General features: G+C 41.9%; 12 protein-coding genes. 1 reads left to right on the forward strand and 11 read right to left on the reverse strand.

Translation table 11 applies throughout. The annotated features are described in order from the left end of the window. Window positions 1-704 precede the first annotated feature (704 nt). Window positions 705-3347: a DEAD/DEAH box helicase family protein gene (locus ACFQZJ_RS00840; protein WP_379931660.1), complete on the forward strand. Its 2643-nt coding sequence runs from the start codon at window positions 705-707 to the stop codon at window positions 3345-3347. A 243-nt stretch (window positions 3348-3590) separates the two neighbouring features. Here ACFQZJ_RS00840 and ACFQZJ_RS00845 read toward each other — a convergent pair whose 3' ends face one another. From ACFQZJ_RS00845 to hemA, 11 genes are all read right to left on the reverse strand, one after another. Beyond that, window positions 3591-4379 (reverse strand): PhzF family phenazine biosynthesis protein, encoded by a 789-nt coding sequence (locus ACFQZJ_RS00845; RefSeq protein ID WP_379931661.1) that lies wholly within the window; start codon window positions 4377-4379, stop codon window positions 3591-3593. Window positions 4380-4385: 6 nt separating this feature from the next. Further along, window positions 4386-5015 carry a hypothetical protein gene (locus ACFQZJ_RS00850; RefSeq protein WP_379931662.1) on the reverse strand — a complete coding sequence of 210 codons (630 nt, stop codon included), beginning with the start codon at window positions 5013-5015 and terminating at the stop codon, window positions 4386-4388. Between the two features lie 95 nt (window positions 5016-5110). Continuing rightward, the gene (locus ACFQZJ_RS00855; RefSeq protein WP_379931663.1) at window positions 5111-5257 is read right to left on the reverse strand and encodes a hypothetical protein; all 147 of its coding nucleotides are present in this window, start codon (window positions 5255-5257) and stop codon (window positions 5111-5113) included. Between the two features lie 11 nt (window positions 5258-5268). Then, window positions 5269-6171 carry an oxygen-dependent coproporphyrinogen oxidase gene (hemF, locus tag ACFQZJ_RS00860; RefSeq protein ID WP_379931664.1) on the reverse strand — a complete coding sequence of 301 codons (903 nt, stop codon included), beginning with the start codon at window positions 6169-6171 and terminating at the stop codon, window positions 5269-5271. A gap of 91 nt (window positions 6172-6262) precedes the next feature. After that, window positions 6263-6832 carry a transposase gene (locus ACFQZJ_RS00865; protein WP_379931665.1) on the reverse strand — a complete coding sequence of 190 codons (570 nt, stop codon included), beginning with the start codon at window positions 6830-6832 and terminating at the stop codon, window positions 6263-6265. Window positions 6833-7091: 259 nt separating this feature from the next. Next, window positions 7092-9803, reverse strand: a complete 2712-nt coding sequence (locus ACFQZJ_RS00870) for a M16 family metallopeptidase (protein ID WP_379931666.1) — start codon at window positions 9801-9803, stop codon at window positions 7092-7094. 82 nt (window positions 9804-9885) lie between these two features. Next, window positions 9886-10392 carry a DUF6973 domain-containing protein gene (locus ACFQZJ_RS00875; protein ID WP_379931667.1) on the reverse strand — a complete coding sequence of 169 codons (507 nt, stop codon included), beginning with the start codon at window positions 10390-10392 and terminating at the stop codon, window positions 9886-9888. After that, complete coding sequence (locus ACFQZJ_RS00880; RefSeq protein ID WP_379931668.1) at window positions 10392-10931, reverse strand: GNAT family N-acetyltransferase; 540 nt, start codon at window positions 10929-10931, stop codon at window positions 10392-10394. Before ACFQZJ_RS00880 ends, ACFQZJ_RS00875 begins: the two co-directional genes overlap by 1 nt. A gap of 318 nt (window positions 10932-11249) precedes the next feature. Continuing rightward, the gene (gene hemE, locus ACFQZJ_RS00885) at window positions 11250-12278 is read right to left on the reverse strand and encodes a uroporphyrinogen decarboxylase (protein ID WP_379931669.1); all 1029 of its coding nucleotides are present in this window, start codon (window positions 12276-12278) and stop codon (window positions 11250-11252) included. A gap of 472 nt (window positions 12279-12750) precedes the next feature. Beyond that, window positions 12751-14334, reverse strand: a complete 1584-nt coding sequence (gene hemC / locus ACFQZJ_RS00890) for a hydroxymethylbilane synthase (RefSeq protein ID WP_379931670.1) — start codon at window positions 14332-14334, stop codon at window positions 12751-12753. Beyond that, window positions 14331-15587: a glutamyl-tRNA reductase gene (gene hemA / locus ACFQZJ_RS00895; protein ID WP_379931671.1), complete on the reverse strand. Its 1257-nt coding sequence runs from the start codon at window positions 15585-15587 to the stop codon at window positions 14331-14333. The genes hemC and hemA overlap by 4 nt, the downstream gene beginning before the upstream one ends. Between the last annotated feature and the right edge of the window lie 125 nt (window positions 15588-15712).

Raw genomic sequence — 15712 nt, forward strand, 5'->3', positions numbered from 1 at the left:
TCATTCCGACCTAAGTAGGAATTCCACACACTGTTGAGTAGGGATTCCTCGTACCTCGGAATGACAGAGTTCCGTTAAGAAAAAAGCTCCTTCCCCTAGCAGGGGAAGGTGGCAGCGATCCCCGTAGGAGGATAGCTGACTGAAGGGGTGGAACACAAGCCAAGCATCATAGACTAACCATGTAGGAATCATTCACACCGTTGCTCGGAGATTCCTCGTGCCTCGGAATGACAAACGGGGGTGGTAATCCATACACAACTGATGGTAGTATATTTTGTACTCTCCGGAATGTTCTGATAATCGCTTAGAATGGGAAAATTCTGGGTAAGTGTTTCATCAAGCAGTTTGTCATTCCGACCTAAGGAGGAATTCCACACACTGTTGAGTAGGGATTCCTCGTGCCTCGAAATGACAGAGTTCCGTTCAGAAAAAAAGCTCCTTCCCTTAGCAGGGGAAGGTGGCAGCGATCCCCGTAGGAGGACAGCTGACGGAAGGGGTGGAACGCAAGCCAAGCATCCATAGACTAACCCATCTTGGAATCCCACACACTGTTGCGAAGAGATTCCTCGTACCTCGGGATGACAAACTATGTTGGTAACGCGTAGGCAGTAACTCAAACAAATCAGCTTAAATAGCAATAATAGGTTCCATCAGACCGTTTCCATTCCACTATCCTGTAGCAACAAGCCTAAAACCCAAAGCATTTGTCTTTATTCAACACCCCGTTAACATTCAAATTTCCTTGGCGAGATTACCAAGGAAAATTTCTGGACGGTTTTCAGGAGCACATTACGGACAACCATCTGCATGTAATCGCCCCTCCGGGTTCGGGTAAAACGATATTAGGCTTGGAGATGCTACTGCGCATTGGTAAGCCAACCTTGGTATTGGCGCCGACTCTTACGATTCGGAACCAATGGCGAGACCGATTGGTAGATTTCTTTGAACCCGCTCCTGCAAACGATGTCCTTTCCCTCTCGATAAAAGACCCCGCGCTCCTTACCTTTTCCTCATATCAGTCCTTATTTGCGCTACATAGGTCGTTTGGCGAAAACGCTAACGAGCAACTAGTCCAGTTCATTAAGAAACACAACATTGAAACCTTGGTGCTGGATGAGGCACATCACTTAAAAAATGAATGGTGGAACTGCCTATTTCAGTTAAAAGGGATAGAAGGTTTAACCATAGTTTCCTTAACGGCCACCCCTCCTTATGATAGTTCGGCCTTGGAAATCAATCGGTATTTTGAATTATGTGGGCCCATAGATGACGAAATCGCAGTGCCCGATTTGATTAAAAACGAAGATTTATGCCCGCATCAGGATTTTATTTATTTCTCCAGACCGGACGATGCCCAGATCAAATATATTGTGAGCTACAGGGAGCAGATCATCGATTTTACAAATGACTTATTAGAAAACGATACCTTTCAGTCTTTTTTAATGAGTTTGGAAATCTACCAGAATTCGGAAACGTCTTTGGAACATATTTATGAAAACCCAAGTTTTTTCTCCTCCATACTCATCTACTTGAGAGCTACCGGACACGAAATTGAACCGGCCAAGCTCAACATACTGGGATTTAAAACCAAGGATGTTGACTTTCCTTCCTTTACCTACGAATGGTCACAATGTTTGTTGCAAGAGGTTTTGGTCAATGAACGGGATAATTTTGTTGCGCACGAGTCTATCTTAATGCCTATTGAAAAAGCCTTGCGGACCATTGGAGTTTTGGAAAGGAAGAAGGTCGATTTTATCGGAAACCAAGATTTGTACCGCAATTTGGCCAACAGTCCCAGTAAATTAAAGAGTATCTACGAGATACTTAAGGATACATCAAAATACTTAAAAACGGAAACCAGGGCAGTAGTCTTGACCGACTATATTCGGAAGGAATTTCTAGATTTTAAGGGGAAAGAACTCAGTAAACTGAACAAACTTGGTGTCGTTTCTATCTTTCATTTCTTAATGGCGCAAGATGGATTTGATACTCAGGTAGGTGTGCTAACCGGTTCACTCATCATTTTGCATAGGACAGCATTGGAAGAGTTAAGATCAGTAATGCCGGAAAGTAATCTTAGAACTGAGGCCCTTGATTTTGTAAAAGACTACTATTTCATAAACGTTCCTGAAAGTGGCAAAAACAAAATAGTGGCTGCTGTGACCAAATTATTTGAAAATGGAACTATAAATATACTTATTGGTACGAAGGCTTTATTGGGCGAAGGTTGGGACGCACCCAGCATAAACACCTTGGTTTTGGCATCGTACGTGGGCTCCTTTGTTTCTTCCAATCAAATGCGAGGAAGGGCCATACGGGTCGATGCCGATGTGGAAAATAAAACGGGAGCGATATGGCATTTGGCCTGTCTTGATCCTACCACGGAAGATGGTGGTAAGGACATGGAGAAATTGAAACAACGGTTTCAGGCTTTTAACGGTGTATCCCTAAACGACGAACCTTATATTGAAAACGGCTTGGCACGTTTGGGATTACCGGAAAAATTGAATGCCGACTTAGATATAGATGCCTTGAATACGGGTATGTTACAGGAGGCTCAAAACCGTTCGGTATTAAAAAATCGTTGGGATACCGCCATCGCAAGTGGCAATGTATTGATACGGGCATTAAAGGTACCTTACGAAAAAGAAGTTCCGTTTAGGAAAACCAAACGTTTGGCGGGCTTGAACGCGGTTAAATATTTGTCAGTTCAAGTGATAACAGGGATAACCTTGTTTCTGCCGGAATTTATGCTGAAGAATTTTGGTGCCCTACTCAACAAAGGATGGCTCTCGTTTGTGTATCTGTTGGGAAGCGCTATTATGGTAGGTTTTGGTCCAAAGACCCTTAAGGCTTTAAAAGTGTATTTTCTTTTTGGGAACCAGTTTAAAAAGACGAAAAAGATTGCCACCGCAGTATTGGCTCAATTAAAGAGTAAAAACCTACTGACTACAAAATCCGATGCATTACGTATCATTTCCGAGCAAAACGTGAACGGGACTTTTATGATATATCTAGAAGGTGCCAATCAGCATGACTGTAATCTGTTCGTTAGCCTTTTGGATGAAATCATAGCGCCAATAGAAAATCCAAGATACCTATTGGTAGGCCAGAGTTGGATAAAAAGAAAATTGGGCTTTCGCAGCTATTATGTGGTGCCAACCCAATTTGCAAGAAGAAAGGAAGATGCCGTACAGTTTAAAAAGCACTGGAACACCCATGTAGATGGTTCCAAAATTCTGTTTACCCGAAATCTGGAAGGTAGAAAACACCTATTGAAAGCACGTTTTGCGCACATGCGCTACCAGTTTGAGGAAGTTTCGGAGAAGACTGTTATTTGGAAGTGATGAGTCTGTCGATAAAAGAGCTCTCCTCTTTGGATAAAGGGGAGAATGAATTTCGCTTTAAGGAAGAAAAGGGGGGGTTGATTTTGGTCAACTGGTTCACGATATAAGTTGTTTATGTTAAGGTAATCTATTGCGTGGTCAAACCCTCCGTACGTCAGAGGCGCACACCTCCCTTCGTCTGAAGGGAGGAGCTTTTTAGGGTTTGTTCCAAAAAGTTCAAATAAAAATCTTCGCAACTGTTTGCTATATCTCTATTTCCCCTACCAAATAACAAACCGCCTTTCCGGATATCTTCACTCGGTTACCTAAGTATTCGCAACTTAAATGGCCACCCCGTTGGGATAATTGTTTTGCTGTCAGTCTGGTTTTGCCCAGTTGAGCGGACCAATAGGGTGTAAGGGTGGTATGCGCGGAGCCCGTAACAGGGTCCTCTGGAATGCCACATTGGGGCGCAAAAAAGCGGGATACAAAATCCACTTCTTTTCCCTGTGCGCTAACAATGACCCCACGGCAGTCCAACTGGTCCAATAAATGAAAGTTGGGCGTTATGGTTTCGATTACTTTTTGGGACTCATAAATAAGAAGGAAATCCGTTTTGCCTTTAATGGTCTTTGAAGGTGTCTTTCCAATGGCTTTGTTGATGTTTTCTTGATTTTCCACGGCCAACAGTTCATCCGTTGGGAAGTCCATGGTCATGCTACCGTCCGGGTTCCTGACTACTAATAGTTCTCCACTTCTGGGTGATACAAACCGAATGGTATGATTTGTATGCCCGTAGTATTCAAACAACGTAAATGCGCTTGCCAAGGTCGCGTGGCCGCAAAGGTCTACTTCCAATTCCGGAGTAAACCATCTTAATTCGTAGGAATCTTTATTGGCAACGGCAAAGGCGGTTTCAGCAAGGTTGTTTTCAGCTGCTATATTTTGCATCAATTCATCCGAGAGCCATTCTTTTAGGATGCAGACTGCGGCGGGATTTCCACCAAAAACCGTATCCGCAAACGCATCAATTTGATATATCTTTTGTTTCATGCCAGTTTATTTTAGATATCCCCGGCTTCTGAGGTCTTTGTGGATTTCCACAATATCTTTGGGTATATTAAATTGTGTAAGCCAGTTTACATCAAGTCCGTGGTGTATCGCCATTCTCATCAATAGGTCGTTTTGTCCTATCAAACGGCCTAATTGTTCTATTTCAGGTTTAAAGTCCAGTTGATAGTCCTCATGCATTTTAGCTATAAGCAGGAGTAGTTTAAAAGTGCGAGCGATAACGTAGATACAAAATTTTTGACTTTTTTGGAGGCCTGCCCCAGCTATTTTAGCATTGGTTTTATCCAGTACAGTAGTTAACATGGTCAAGTTTAAAGTTACCTCACCAAACTTATCCTTGGTTATGGTTACATGCTCCGTAATTTCTCCACTAAGGTATCTTAAATCCATCATGAGATAGCCAGGACTGTAATAGCGACTCGTAAAATATGCTGTCTGTTCTAGTACCCGCTGCTCCATGATTGCCCTTCGTTCATCTACGGTTCTGTTGTCAACCAGTTCAAAAAATAGCCTGTCCGCCAATTTCAGATCTTTTTTTAATAAACGTAAGAGCAACTTGTCCTTTTCTTTGGAAGGGAGTTCCGATAACGCCTCTTTGAACTCTTTTGAAAATGGCATGGTCAAGAAATTATTGGGTTAATATACTTTTTGGTGTATTTTGTAATTGTAGTCTTTTTTCTATCATTGTTTGCGCATATATACGAATAGTGCCACTACTTTTCTTTCGATTTATCCAGAATTGCCTTCAACCGTTCTTTACGTAATGTAGCTTCTTTTTTCAGCTTATTTTTCTTTCGGTCCATAAGCTTGGAATGCTTGGCTTTATTGACCGTATTCTTTGCTTTTCCTTTCTTCGGCATATCGTATACGATTACACCCAGGTTTTAGGGGCTTTTAAAACCTTGAGCAATCGCTCTTCTTTACTTCCTTTTTCAGGCTGATGGTCATAGCGCCATTGCACATGTGGCGGTAGGCTCATTAAAATGCTTTCTATCCGCCCGTTTGTTTTTAAACCGAACAAGGTTCCCTTGTCATGTACCAAATTAAACTCCACATAACGCCCTCGCCTAATTTCCTGCCAATCACGTTGCGCTTTATTGTACGGTAGGTCTTTCCTTTTTTCAGCAATCGGAACATAGCTATTTAAAAAACTGTTGCCGACCTCGGTAACGAAATTATACCAGTCGGTCATTTTCATTTCCTCATTGGCCTTGCAATAATCAAAAAAGAGTCCGCCTACACCCCTAGCTTCGTTTCGGTGGGTGTTCCAGAAGTACTCATCGCACCGTGCTTTATATGTAGTATAGAAGTCGGGATGGTGTTTATCGCAGGCTTCCTTGCATACGGTATGGAAATGTAATGCATCTTCATCGAACAGATAATATGGGGTAAGGTCTTGTCCGCCACCAAACCATTGGTCTACGATGTTCCCTTTCTTATCATACATTTCAAAATACCGCCAGTTAGCGTGTACAGTGGGTACCATAGGATTCTTTGGATGGAGCACCAAGCTCAATCCGCAGGCATAAAAATCGGCATCTTCAACACCAAAATAGGCTTGCATACTTTTAGGCAGTTCACCGTGTACCCCGGAGATATTTACGCCCCCTTTTTCGAATACGTTTCCATTTTCAATCACCCGTGTTCTTCCGCCACCGCCTTCCGATCGTTCCCACAGATCTTCCTTAAACCTGGCTTTGCCGTCAACTTCTTCCAGTTTTGAGGTAATGGTGTCCTGTAGTTGCTGGATATAGGAGAAAAATGTGTCTTTCATTTGATTGTTTTTGGGGTTTGGTTAAACCTTCAAGACTTTCGTTGCTGGAAAGACCTGTCTGTTTCGTTTCATTGGATAGACCTGTCAGGTTTTAAAAACCTGACAGGTCTAAGTTCGTTTGTTGTTTGCCAAGACTATCGCCATGTACATAATCCATATTTTCTAGATTATCAAAAAGCAACAAGACTTCATTAATTTCGATTTTAAGAGGGTATTTTTTATTTTTTGATAAAAAGATGGCATAGGACGAGCATTCAAAATTCCGAAAATCACCAATAGCGTCATGACGTTCAGGATTTGTATGCGCATAAACGATGACATTTCTTAAATAATTTTCATCTTCTATCAACTTACGTTTAAAAGGTCTTTCGAACAGGGTTCCGGTTCTATCTTCTTGTTTATTAAACGCTTTGGCGTAGGCATTAAAAAGATTCGAAAAGGACTGGGAAACCAGTTTTTCATCTTCTTTTACCTGTATAACAAAGTGAAAGTGATTGTTCATTAAGCAGTAAGCTAAAACCCCAACGTTTTCAGCTATATGTTTCTGCATTAATCTTAAAAAATAACGCTTGTTTTCATCATTTTTAAAAATAGTAATACCGTTAATTTCCCTATTGTATATGTGGTAGTGCTTATCCTTTTCAAGAGGGCGAATTTTCATTTGTTATTTTTTGAAGTCAGGAATTTCCGGTTCTCGAGAGATCTATCAGGTTTGCAAGAACCGGCACATCTGATACCAATTTATATTCCTAACGATTATAAACTTAAACCAAACAAGTTCAACAGAATCCGATTGGCTGAGTGCCTCGCTATAAACTACTGCAAAATTAAGCTTTTAAAAAGAGTTTTTTAGACTGGGTATCGGGCAAAAAAAAAGCAACATCATATAGGATGCTGCTTTTTTTATTAAAAGTATACCATTATTTAAAGTCCCCGGCGTTAACGACTGACCACTTATCGTATGTTCGAATATATTTTTTAATAGCTGCGTTGACATCAGCTACCGTAAGTTGGGCAACTTTAGCCTCAAGCTCCTTATGAAAGCTCATATCCCGGCTGTAAAAGATGTTATTATTGATAAGACTGGACAGTTCGTTGTCCTTCGCTCTGGAAACGTTCTGTGCCTGTGTCCATCCGTTTACGGCGTTTTCCAGTTCCTCTTGTGTGATACCGTTCTCAATAAACCGAGCGATTTCTTCTTTAAACCCTAGTTGTACCTTATCGTAGTTCGCAGGTGCATAGATTGCATAGATATAGAACTGTGAGTTTTGGTCCTCGGTATCGCCATCGGCCTGAAATCCTGCTCCTGCTCCGTAACTAACACCATCTTTTTGACGTAAACGGTCTGCAATACGTGAATTTAGGAAGCCGCCGCCAAGAATAGAGCTCGCAACGTTCAATGCTGCGTAGTCTTTATGGTTTTCACTGATTTTTACGTCCATAAAACCTAGGGTCATCGCATTTTGTTTGTCCGGTGTAATGATATTCTCATTAATCGCTTTAACAGGTTTGTGCGGGTCACTGATTTTTGTGTAGCTGTTCTTGCTATTAAAATTAGCAAACTCGGATTCTATGAACTTGGATACTTTTTCAGAATCTAGGTTGCCAATACTTACTAAAATTGAATTTCCTAAACCATAAAACTCATTATAAAAAGCTTTCAAGTCTTCCACGGTCAAGTTTTTGATGGCTTCTTCCTGTTCCGCAATGCTCATACTATATAGGGGATGACCTTTTGGGTAGGAATTATTGATTTCCGACAGGCGTTGCGAAGCCAAAAACTGAGGTTCAGTTTTGTTGCTTTCTAGATACGCCAATTCCTCGGTCTTTAATTTCTCCAATTCGGCAGCATCAAAAGAAGGGTTTTTAAGAAGCTCCGCCATGAGCTCAAGGGCTGGCATTAGGTATTCCTCGGTAGAGGAAATATTAGCATAGATATTACCGTTGGTACCCCTAAAACTTATAGAGGATTTTATTCTACTTAATTCGTCCTCTATTTGTTGGCGGGTTTTGGTAGTTGTACCCTTATCTAACATTTGGGCTGTAAATCTAGGAATTACGCCTTTGTTCATTAAGGATTTTACGTCTCCGTTTCTCCCGCTAAAGCTTAAGGTTACGGTATTACCACGGTTCTTTTTTTCAATAAATCCATATTTTACGCCATTGGCCAAGGTTCCTTTTTTCGTTCTGCTTTCGATGGCATCGTAGCCAACGTCAAAGGCTTCTCCTGTGCTCAGGGCCTCCCTTCCCTTGTAATCCTTTACAAGTGCAGCAATATCCTCGGTATGCGGAATGGCTACCCTAACAGGTTCCTTAGTAGGATAAAAACGGCCTGTGGTCCTGTTCGTGGGGATAAGGTACTTGGTCATTGCCGCGTTGGCCTGCTCTAGGGTCATGGCTTCAATACGGTCTCGGTGAATAAAAGCCAGTCTCCAATCCCCGGCACCTATAAATTCACTCATATAAGTGCCCAGATAGGCCGAATTTCTGTTTACTTGGTCAATTTGTTTTAACAAATTTGATTTTGCCCTCTCCAATTCTTCTTGGGTGATGGGGTTGTCCTTCACATTATCCAATGTACCCTTTAAAATGCTTTCCACTTCATCGGCATTTTTATCCGATGGCACATCTACATTGATGTAGAAAAAGCCCGGTTCTTTGGTAAACGGAGAAAAAGACCAGAGGGAAGACGCTTTTTTAGCCTCTACAAGGTCTTTATAGAGTCGGCCAGAGGGTTCGTTGGTCAATACGTCCTCAACAATGGCCATGGCAGCGTAATCCGGATCCGAACCTGCCGGAGTATGGTACAGTGCACTAACGATCTGTAAATCGCCAACGCGACTCACGGAAACCGATTTTTCACCGTCTTGTGGAGGTTCTTCGGTATGGGAATCCCGTAAAGGCGTCGTAGGCTTTACTAGTTTTCCAAATTTTTCTTCTATGAGCGCAAGGGTTTTTTCTTCTTCGAACTTTCCGGTAACCATCAATACAGCATTGTCCGGACGGTAGAATTTTTTATAGAAGGCCTTCAGGTTTTCTATGGGTACCCGCTCTATATCCGAACGGTTTCCGATAGTTGAATTTCCATAGTTGTGCCAGAGATAAGCACTGTTGATTACTTTTTCCATCAGTACACCAGTCGGGTCGTTCTCCCCGCTTTCAAATTCGTTTCTAACCACCGAGAATTCGGATTCCAAATCTTTTTTTGCAATGTAGGAGTTTACCATGCGATCGGCCTCCAAATCCAAAGCCCAGTCTAGATTATCTTCAGTGGCATTAAAGGTTTCAAAGTAATTCGTACGGTCGTACCAAGTGGTACCGTTTGGTCTGGCCCCGCGTGTGCTCAGTTCCTTTGGAATATCCGGGTGATTGGGTGTTCCTTTAAAAACCATGTGTTCCAAAAGGTGTGCCATCCCTTTTTCACCATAGCCCTCATGGCGAGAACCTACTAAATAGGTAATGTTTACGGTAATGGTCTGAGCAGAATTGTCTGGGAACAATAAAACTTTTAAACCGTTATCCATTTGGTATTCCGTGATACCCTCTACGGAGGCTACTTTTGTAAGCTGTGCGGAAGCAAGTCCCATACAGACTAAAAAGAGGAGACTTGTGAAATAGTGTTTTCTTTTCATGGTGTGATTTTAGTGTATCCCAAGATATGAAATTATGTTTGTAAGATTATCATAAAATTTGAGTACACCGGATATCCATCCGTTACTCGATAGTATTCGATGCTGGATAAAGATAAACGAGCTTATCGGGAGCCAAAGTGATTGCCTCTGCATTTTTAACCTGAAGGGCATTGCGGGTCTTTGTCCTAAGGAGTTCAATGATCGTTTCGAAATGTTCGGCGCTATGGTATACATATATCGTTCTGCCGATTTCGTTATTGTGCAGATCCATTAGTCTGGGCAGTTCCCTATTTACAAAGGCGTTTTCATGCCAGTCGGTTATTGCTTTAGTCCATTGAAGCACTTTAGAAGGGTTGTTGCTCCATTTCGCACAAGAGCGTGCAATCAGGTAATTCCAAAAGGCATGCCTAAAAGCGTTTGCCGGAGTATTGCGGTAATGTTCCCTGCCGTAGTGTAATGTTGAAATGCGCATGCACTCTTTGGTAGCCAAAAAAGTAGGATATAGAAAGAGCGGGTTCCTGACACTAAGGCCGATCAGCTGCCATAAGCTTTTAATGTTAATACGCTTTAACGTATTCCAAACCTTCATTATACTTTTCGGTATTTTTCGTAGCGTTCCATGTCTACCACATCCCCATTATATCTTTTGTGCGCTTCTGGAAGGGTTTCCTGCCATGAAAAACCCAATTTCTCGGCAATTCGGGTACTTCCTTTATTGTCTTTATGCGCAATAATCTGTAGTGTGCCTAGCCCAAGTTTAGTAAAGGCCCAAGGAATAATTTGATTTAGAAAACGTGTCATGAGTCCTTTACCCTCATGTTCGTAGCCAATGCAATACGCCAGTTCACCCTGCCCTTCCTTTTTTTGCAGTTCTTTGACATAGATCAACCCGATAATGGTTCTATGTTCCTGCTCTTTTACAGTAAATAGGAATTCTTGACCGGCAGTAAATTGTCGTGCTTTTTCTTGAACAAATAATGCCGATAGCGTAGGGTTTAAGTTTTGCTTTAGCGTTCCGGGAAAATCATTTTTAAAACGCTCGCTATTGGCGACCATAAAATCACAAAGTCGCCAAGCATCTTTTTCTTGGATGGGAGCGATTTCGAAACCTTTTACCTTTAAGTTCACTGGAGCTAATGGAGTATTAATTGTTTTACCGTGGGGAGTTTATACCCAAGGACTTTCCGAGCCTCCCTGCCGGGAGCAAGTAAGCCAACAGCATAAATATAAAACAAAAGAAATCCACAGCGGCACAATTATGTTTTTACCATTCGTTAAGGGCCTACCGCTGTGGGCACTCGTTGCAAACAAGCGCGATTGGAAAGCGTTAGCAGTAATGCCCCTAGCGTGAATCTTGCTCTGGCTAAAGGGATGTTCTTAGAGGGTTCTATACATCAAGCACATTTTCGTCTGAAATCCTAAATCTTACGTCTAACTTCTAATATCTCACAAAGGCCTATACTCCTTTACCGCATCCACAAAAGCCTTCGCATTGTCCAAAGGAATATTGGGCAAAATACCATGACCAAGATTTACCACATACTGATCTTTTCCAAACTCATGGATCATTTGGGTCACCATTTTTTTGATTTCCGCCGGGGGCGATAACAAACGTGATGGGTCAAAATTCCCTTGTAGTGTTATGTTGCCTCCTGAAAGATATCGAGCGTTCCGCGGGGAGCAGGTCCAGTCTACTCCTAAGGCGCTAGCCCCGGATTTCGCCATATCGCCCAAAGCGAACCAACAGCCCTTTCCGAAAACAATCACAGGGGTTTCATCCTTTAAGGCATCAATAATCTGCTGTATGTATTGGAAGGAAAATTCCTGATAATCGGTTGGGGAAAGCATGCCTCCCCAAGAATCGAATACCTGTACGGCATTGACACCTGCTTTTACCTTGGCCTTTAAATACGCTATGGTAGTGTCGGTTATTTTTTGCAAAAGCTCATGTGCAACCATGGGTTGTGTAAAGCAAAGTTCCTTGGCCTTATCAAAATTCTTACTGCCTTGCCCTTGTACACAATAGCATAAAATGGTCCATGGCGAACCTGCAAAACCAATAAGCGGAATTTCATCATTCAGTTTTTCCTTGGTCGCTTTTATAGCCTCCATCACATAACCTAAGGCATCATCCACATCGGGAACAATAACGGAATCCAAATCTTTTTGAGAGCGAACGGGATTTGGTAAATAAGGTCCAAAATTCGGTTTCATTTCCACTTCAATATTCATCGCTTGTGGAATCACTAAAATATCGGAGAAGAGTATAGCGGCGTCCATACCATATCTTCTGATCGGCTGTACGGTAATTTCCGAGGCCAGTTCCGGTGTTTGGCAGCGGGTGAAGAAATCATATTTTGCCTTTATTTCCATAAATTCCGGCAAGTAACGCCCTGCTTGGCGCATCATCCAAACCGGAGGCCTTTCAACGGTTTCGCCCTTTAGAGCCCTTAAAAATAAATCGTTCTTGATCATAATCAACTGTTAGCTATTGGTATTTTTTTATCTCTAATGAAGTGTCTATTTAAATTACAGTATCGCTTTTATGGCATTTAATTGAACCAAATTTATGTCGGTCTGTTTTCTAAGCTGCCTATTTTTGACGCACTATTGGAGTGTATTTAATATTGTAAAGCCACCATCAAATATCACTTTCAACTCTTAATTTTTGCGATTTAAAATTTGAAATTAAACAAACTTCCCGCATTCCGAAAATACCCCTCCGTCTTCCTCCCGAAATGGGTCGGAATCCACCTCCCCTTGAAAAAAGGGGAGGAGCCGCATCCTAGATTTTATTCAACCTTAATTTTGTTTTTTTATAATCTTTATAGAAGGCATCAAAATCACATGTCTATAACGGATTAGAAATGTTGGCATTGTAAAATCGTTTCAAGCAATATATAAAAAGAACTTTTACCCAACATCATGAGAGTTCCCCCTTTGGGGGTTAGGGGGCTTCGTAATCCTCGTTCACCAAATCAATTACACTTTCTACATCTGGTATCTTTGCAACTTTAACATTCGTAAAATGTTTTCTTGCCTCGGTAGCGGTAGTTTCCCCGATACAATAGGCAATTTTATTCGGTCTATTGTTTTGTAAGTAACTATCAATACCAGACGGACTAAAAAACAACACCCCTTCGACGGCATCGTCCATTTTTTGTCCGGATAACTTTGTCTTATAGGTCTCAACACTATGCACCGTAATGTGCGCTTCTCCCAAAGTTTTAGGAATCTCGTCCAAGCTTAGGTTTCCGCAGAAGTGCGTGGCTTCTGTACCTTCTATATATTCCACTAAATGGTTCGCTAGGTCTGCGGCATAGTTTTCAAAGTGCGTTACCTTACCTATCTTTTTCTGGATAAGTCGTCTTGTTTTACGGCCTACGCAATAGATATTCTCAAAGTGGAGCTCATCGGCACTTATATTTGTCAAGAGGCCTTCTACCGCATTCTTACTTGTGAATATGGCATTTCTGACCTTCTTTTTAAGTACGATGGGCGATACCCTGTTCGGACTAATTTTTATGAAATCCTCTGAATCTACGCGAATAGTACTATCAAAACGCTGCAATTGTGCGTTGGTCAGTTTTTTGGTAGAGAATATCTGGGTTTTTAGGATGCTGTTGGACAATTCGTTCATGAGACGCTTTCCACCACGGCTCAAAATACTTTTCGCACAATCTATACCCAGATTCTGGTGTTTGCCCAACGGTGCTGTCAACGCGGCTTCCAGTTTTTTAGAACCGTCTACGGTCAAGAGTACGCCTTTCAGGTTCACCACATTATCTTTATCTATATAGGCCAGAGCGCCGATGGGTGCAGAACATCCACCTTCCAATTCCCTAAGGAACTCACGCTCCAATCGGGTACAGATATCTGTTTCCTCATGGTTCAGTTGCGCACAAATGTCACGTACTTCCTCATCGTTTTCCATGGCCACCACCATTATGGCGCCTTGTGCGGGCGCAGGAAGCATCCATGTGAGACCGATCGTATTTTTGGGTTCCAAACCTATGCGTTCCAATCCGGCTGCCGCAAAAATGGCCGCGTTCCAATCGCTGTTGTTCAGTTTTTCCAGTCGGCTATTGATGTTTCCCCTTAGGTCTACGACCGTATGTGTAGGATATCGGTTGAGCCATTGGGCCTTTCTTCTTAAACTTCCGGTAGCAATGATACCTTCGCGCTGACCCAAAAATTCCTCGTTGTCATGGTAGGCCAGGATATCCAAATAGTTGGCGCGTTTTAAGACGGCCGCTTGTACAATTCCTTGTGGTAGCGCAGTAGGAACATCTTTCATGGAGTGTACGGCAATGTCTACGTCACCGTTTAACATGGCAACATCCAGGGTTTTAGTAAAGATTCCCGTTATACCCAGTTCGTATAGGGGTTTATCTAAGATAAGGTCTCCGGTAGATTTTACTTTTACGATTTGGACGGTATGCCCTAGGGCTTTGAGTTGGTCTTTAACTTCGTTTGCCTGCCATAGTGCCAATTCACTATCGCGGGTACCTATTCTAATGGTTCTGTTCATTTGCGCTCCAGTTCTATTTGAAATACTTGTCGGATAAGTTCTAAACTGGAGTCCGAGTCCACGTTATCGTCCTTTAGGTGATTTGCGAATTGCTTTGTAATTTTTTGAATGATACGGTTGGATATCATCTCTGCGTGTGTTGCATCAAAACCGGCTGTTTTTTTGGATTGATAATCCAACTCTTCGACCTTCATGGTGTTGAGCTTCATTTTCAATGCTTTTATGACCGGTGCAAACTTGCGCGTTTCCAACCATTGGGTAAAATCGAACTTTGCTTCTTCAATAATGGCTTCCGCCTTCGGTATAAATTGTTTTCTTCGTTCCAAGGTCTCATCGGTCATTTGTGAGAGTTGATCAAGATAAACGACCGTTACATGTTCTAATTGTGCTACTTTTTCATCTACGTTCTTAGGAACGGAAAGGTCTAGTATCAACAATGGTTTTTTGGTATGTATCAATTCCGGGGACACCGTTGGTTTTTGTGCTCCGGTAGCCACGACCAAAATGTCGGTTTTTCGAATTTCGGCTTGTAAATCGCCGTAATCCTTAACGGTAAGGTTAAATTTACCACCCACCTTATCGGCCTTTTCCTTGGTTCGGTTAATAAGGGTAATATGTGGATTTTTGGTGTGTTTAATAAGGTTCTCACAGGTGTTGCGCCCAATTTTCCCGGTACCAAAAAGCAGAATATTCTTGTCTGCAATATCGGATACGTTTTTTAGAATATATTGAACGGATGCAAAAGCGACCGAAGTGGCTCCAGAAGAAATTTCCGTTTCGTTCTTTATGCGTTTGCTTGCCTGGATGATGGCATTGCACAAGCGCTCCAAAAACGGATTGGCAATACCTAATTTTTTTGATCGGTTAAAACTTTGCTTGAGCTGACTTATAATTTCAAAATCTCCCAAAATCTGACTATCCAATCCAGTGCCTACCCGAAACAAATGTGCAATAGCTTCATTGTTTTTGTATACGTAAGCAACGTCTTGGAACTCTTCTACCGAACCATTGGAGTGATCACAAAGTAATTTTATAAGTTGATATGGATGTTGCGCAAAGCCATGAAGTTCGGTTCTGTTGCAGGTAGAGGTTACCAAAAGCCCGTCCAAGCCTTGCTCCTTTGCGTTTTGTAATAATGCGGTTATCGAATTTTCGCTAAGGCTAAACATACCACGCACCTCTTCATCCGCCTTTTTGTAGTTAAGGCCAATGGTGTAAAAGGAGTTGTGTTTGGAAATATGATAGTCCTTCATAGAGCGGAACAAAAATAAGAGCAAGGATTTTATAAAAGTAACGCTAGAGGAACAATTAATATCGATTAACGTATTTTTAGATGTAATTCATCAGTTTTAGGTTGAAATACCCTATTTTTATACCA

The organism is Maribacter chungangensis (assembly GCF_042676845.1).
GTDB classification, from domain to species: Bacteria; Bacteroidota; Bacteroidia; order Flavobacteriales; family Flavobacteriaceae; genus Maribacter; species Maribacter chungangensis.

Coding starts and splice junctions, on each gene's coding strand:
- ACFQZJ_RS00845 (WP_379931661.1), bottom strand. CDS start 4,379: ATGAAACAAAAGATATATCAAATTGATGCGTTTGCGGATACGGTTTTT.
- ACFQZJ_RS00850 (WP_379931662.1), bottom strand. CDS start 5,015: ATGCCATTTTCAAAAGAGTTCAAAGAGGCGTTATCGGAACTCCCTTCC.
- ACFQZJ_RS00855 (WP_379931663.1), bottom strand. CDS start 5,257: ATGCCGAAGAAAGGAAAAGCAAAGAATACGGTCAATAAAGCCAAGCAT.
- hemF (WP_379931664.1), bottom strand. CDS start 6,171: ATGAAAGACACATTTTTCTCCTATATCCAGCAACTACAGGACACCATT.
- ACFQZJ_RS00865 (WP_379931665.1), bottom strand. CDS start 6,832: ATGAAAATTCGCCCTCTTGAAAAGGATAAGCACTACCACATATACAAT.
- ACFQZJ_RS00870 (WP_379931666.1), bottom strand. CDS start 9,803: ATGAAAAGAAAACACTATTTCACAAGTCTCCTCTTTTTAGTCTGTATG.
- ACFQZJ_RS00875 (WP_379931667.1), bottom strand. CDS start 10,392: ATGAAGGTTTGGAATACGTTAAAGCGTATTAACATTAAAAGCTTATGG.
- hemE (WP_379931669.1), bottom strand. CDS start 12,278: ATGATCAAGAACGATTTATTTTTAAGGGCTCTAAAGGGCGAAACCGTT.
- hemC (WP_379931670.1), bottom strand. CDS start 14,334: ATGAACAGAACCATTAGAATAGGTACCCGCGATAGTGAATTGGCACTA.
- hemA (WP_379931671.1), bottom strand. CDS start 15,587: ATGAAGGACTATCATATTTCCAAACACAACTCCTTTTACACCATTGGC.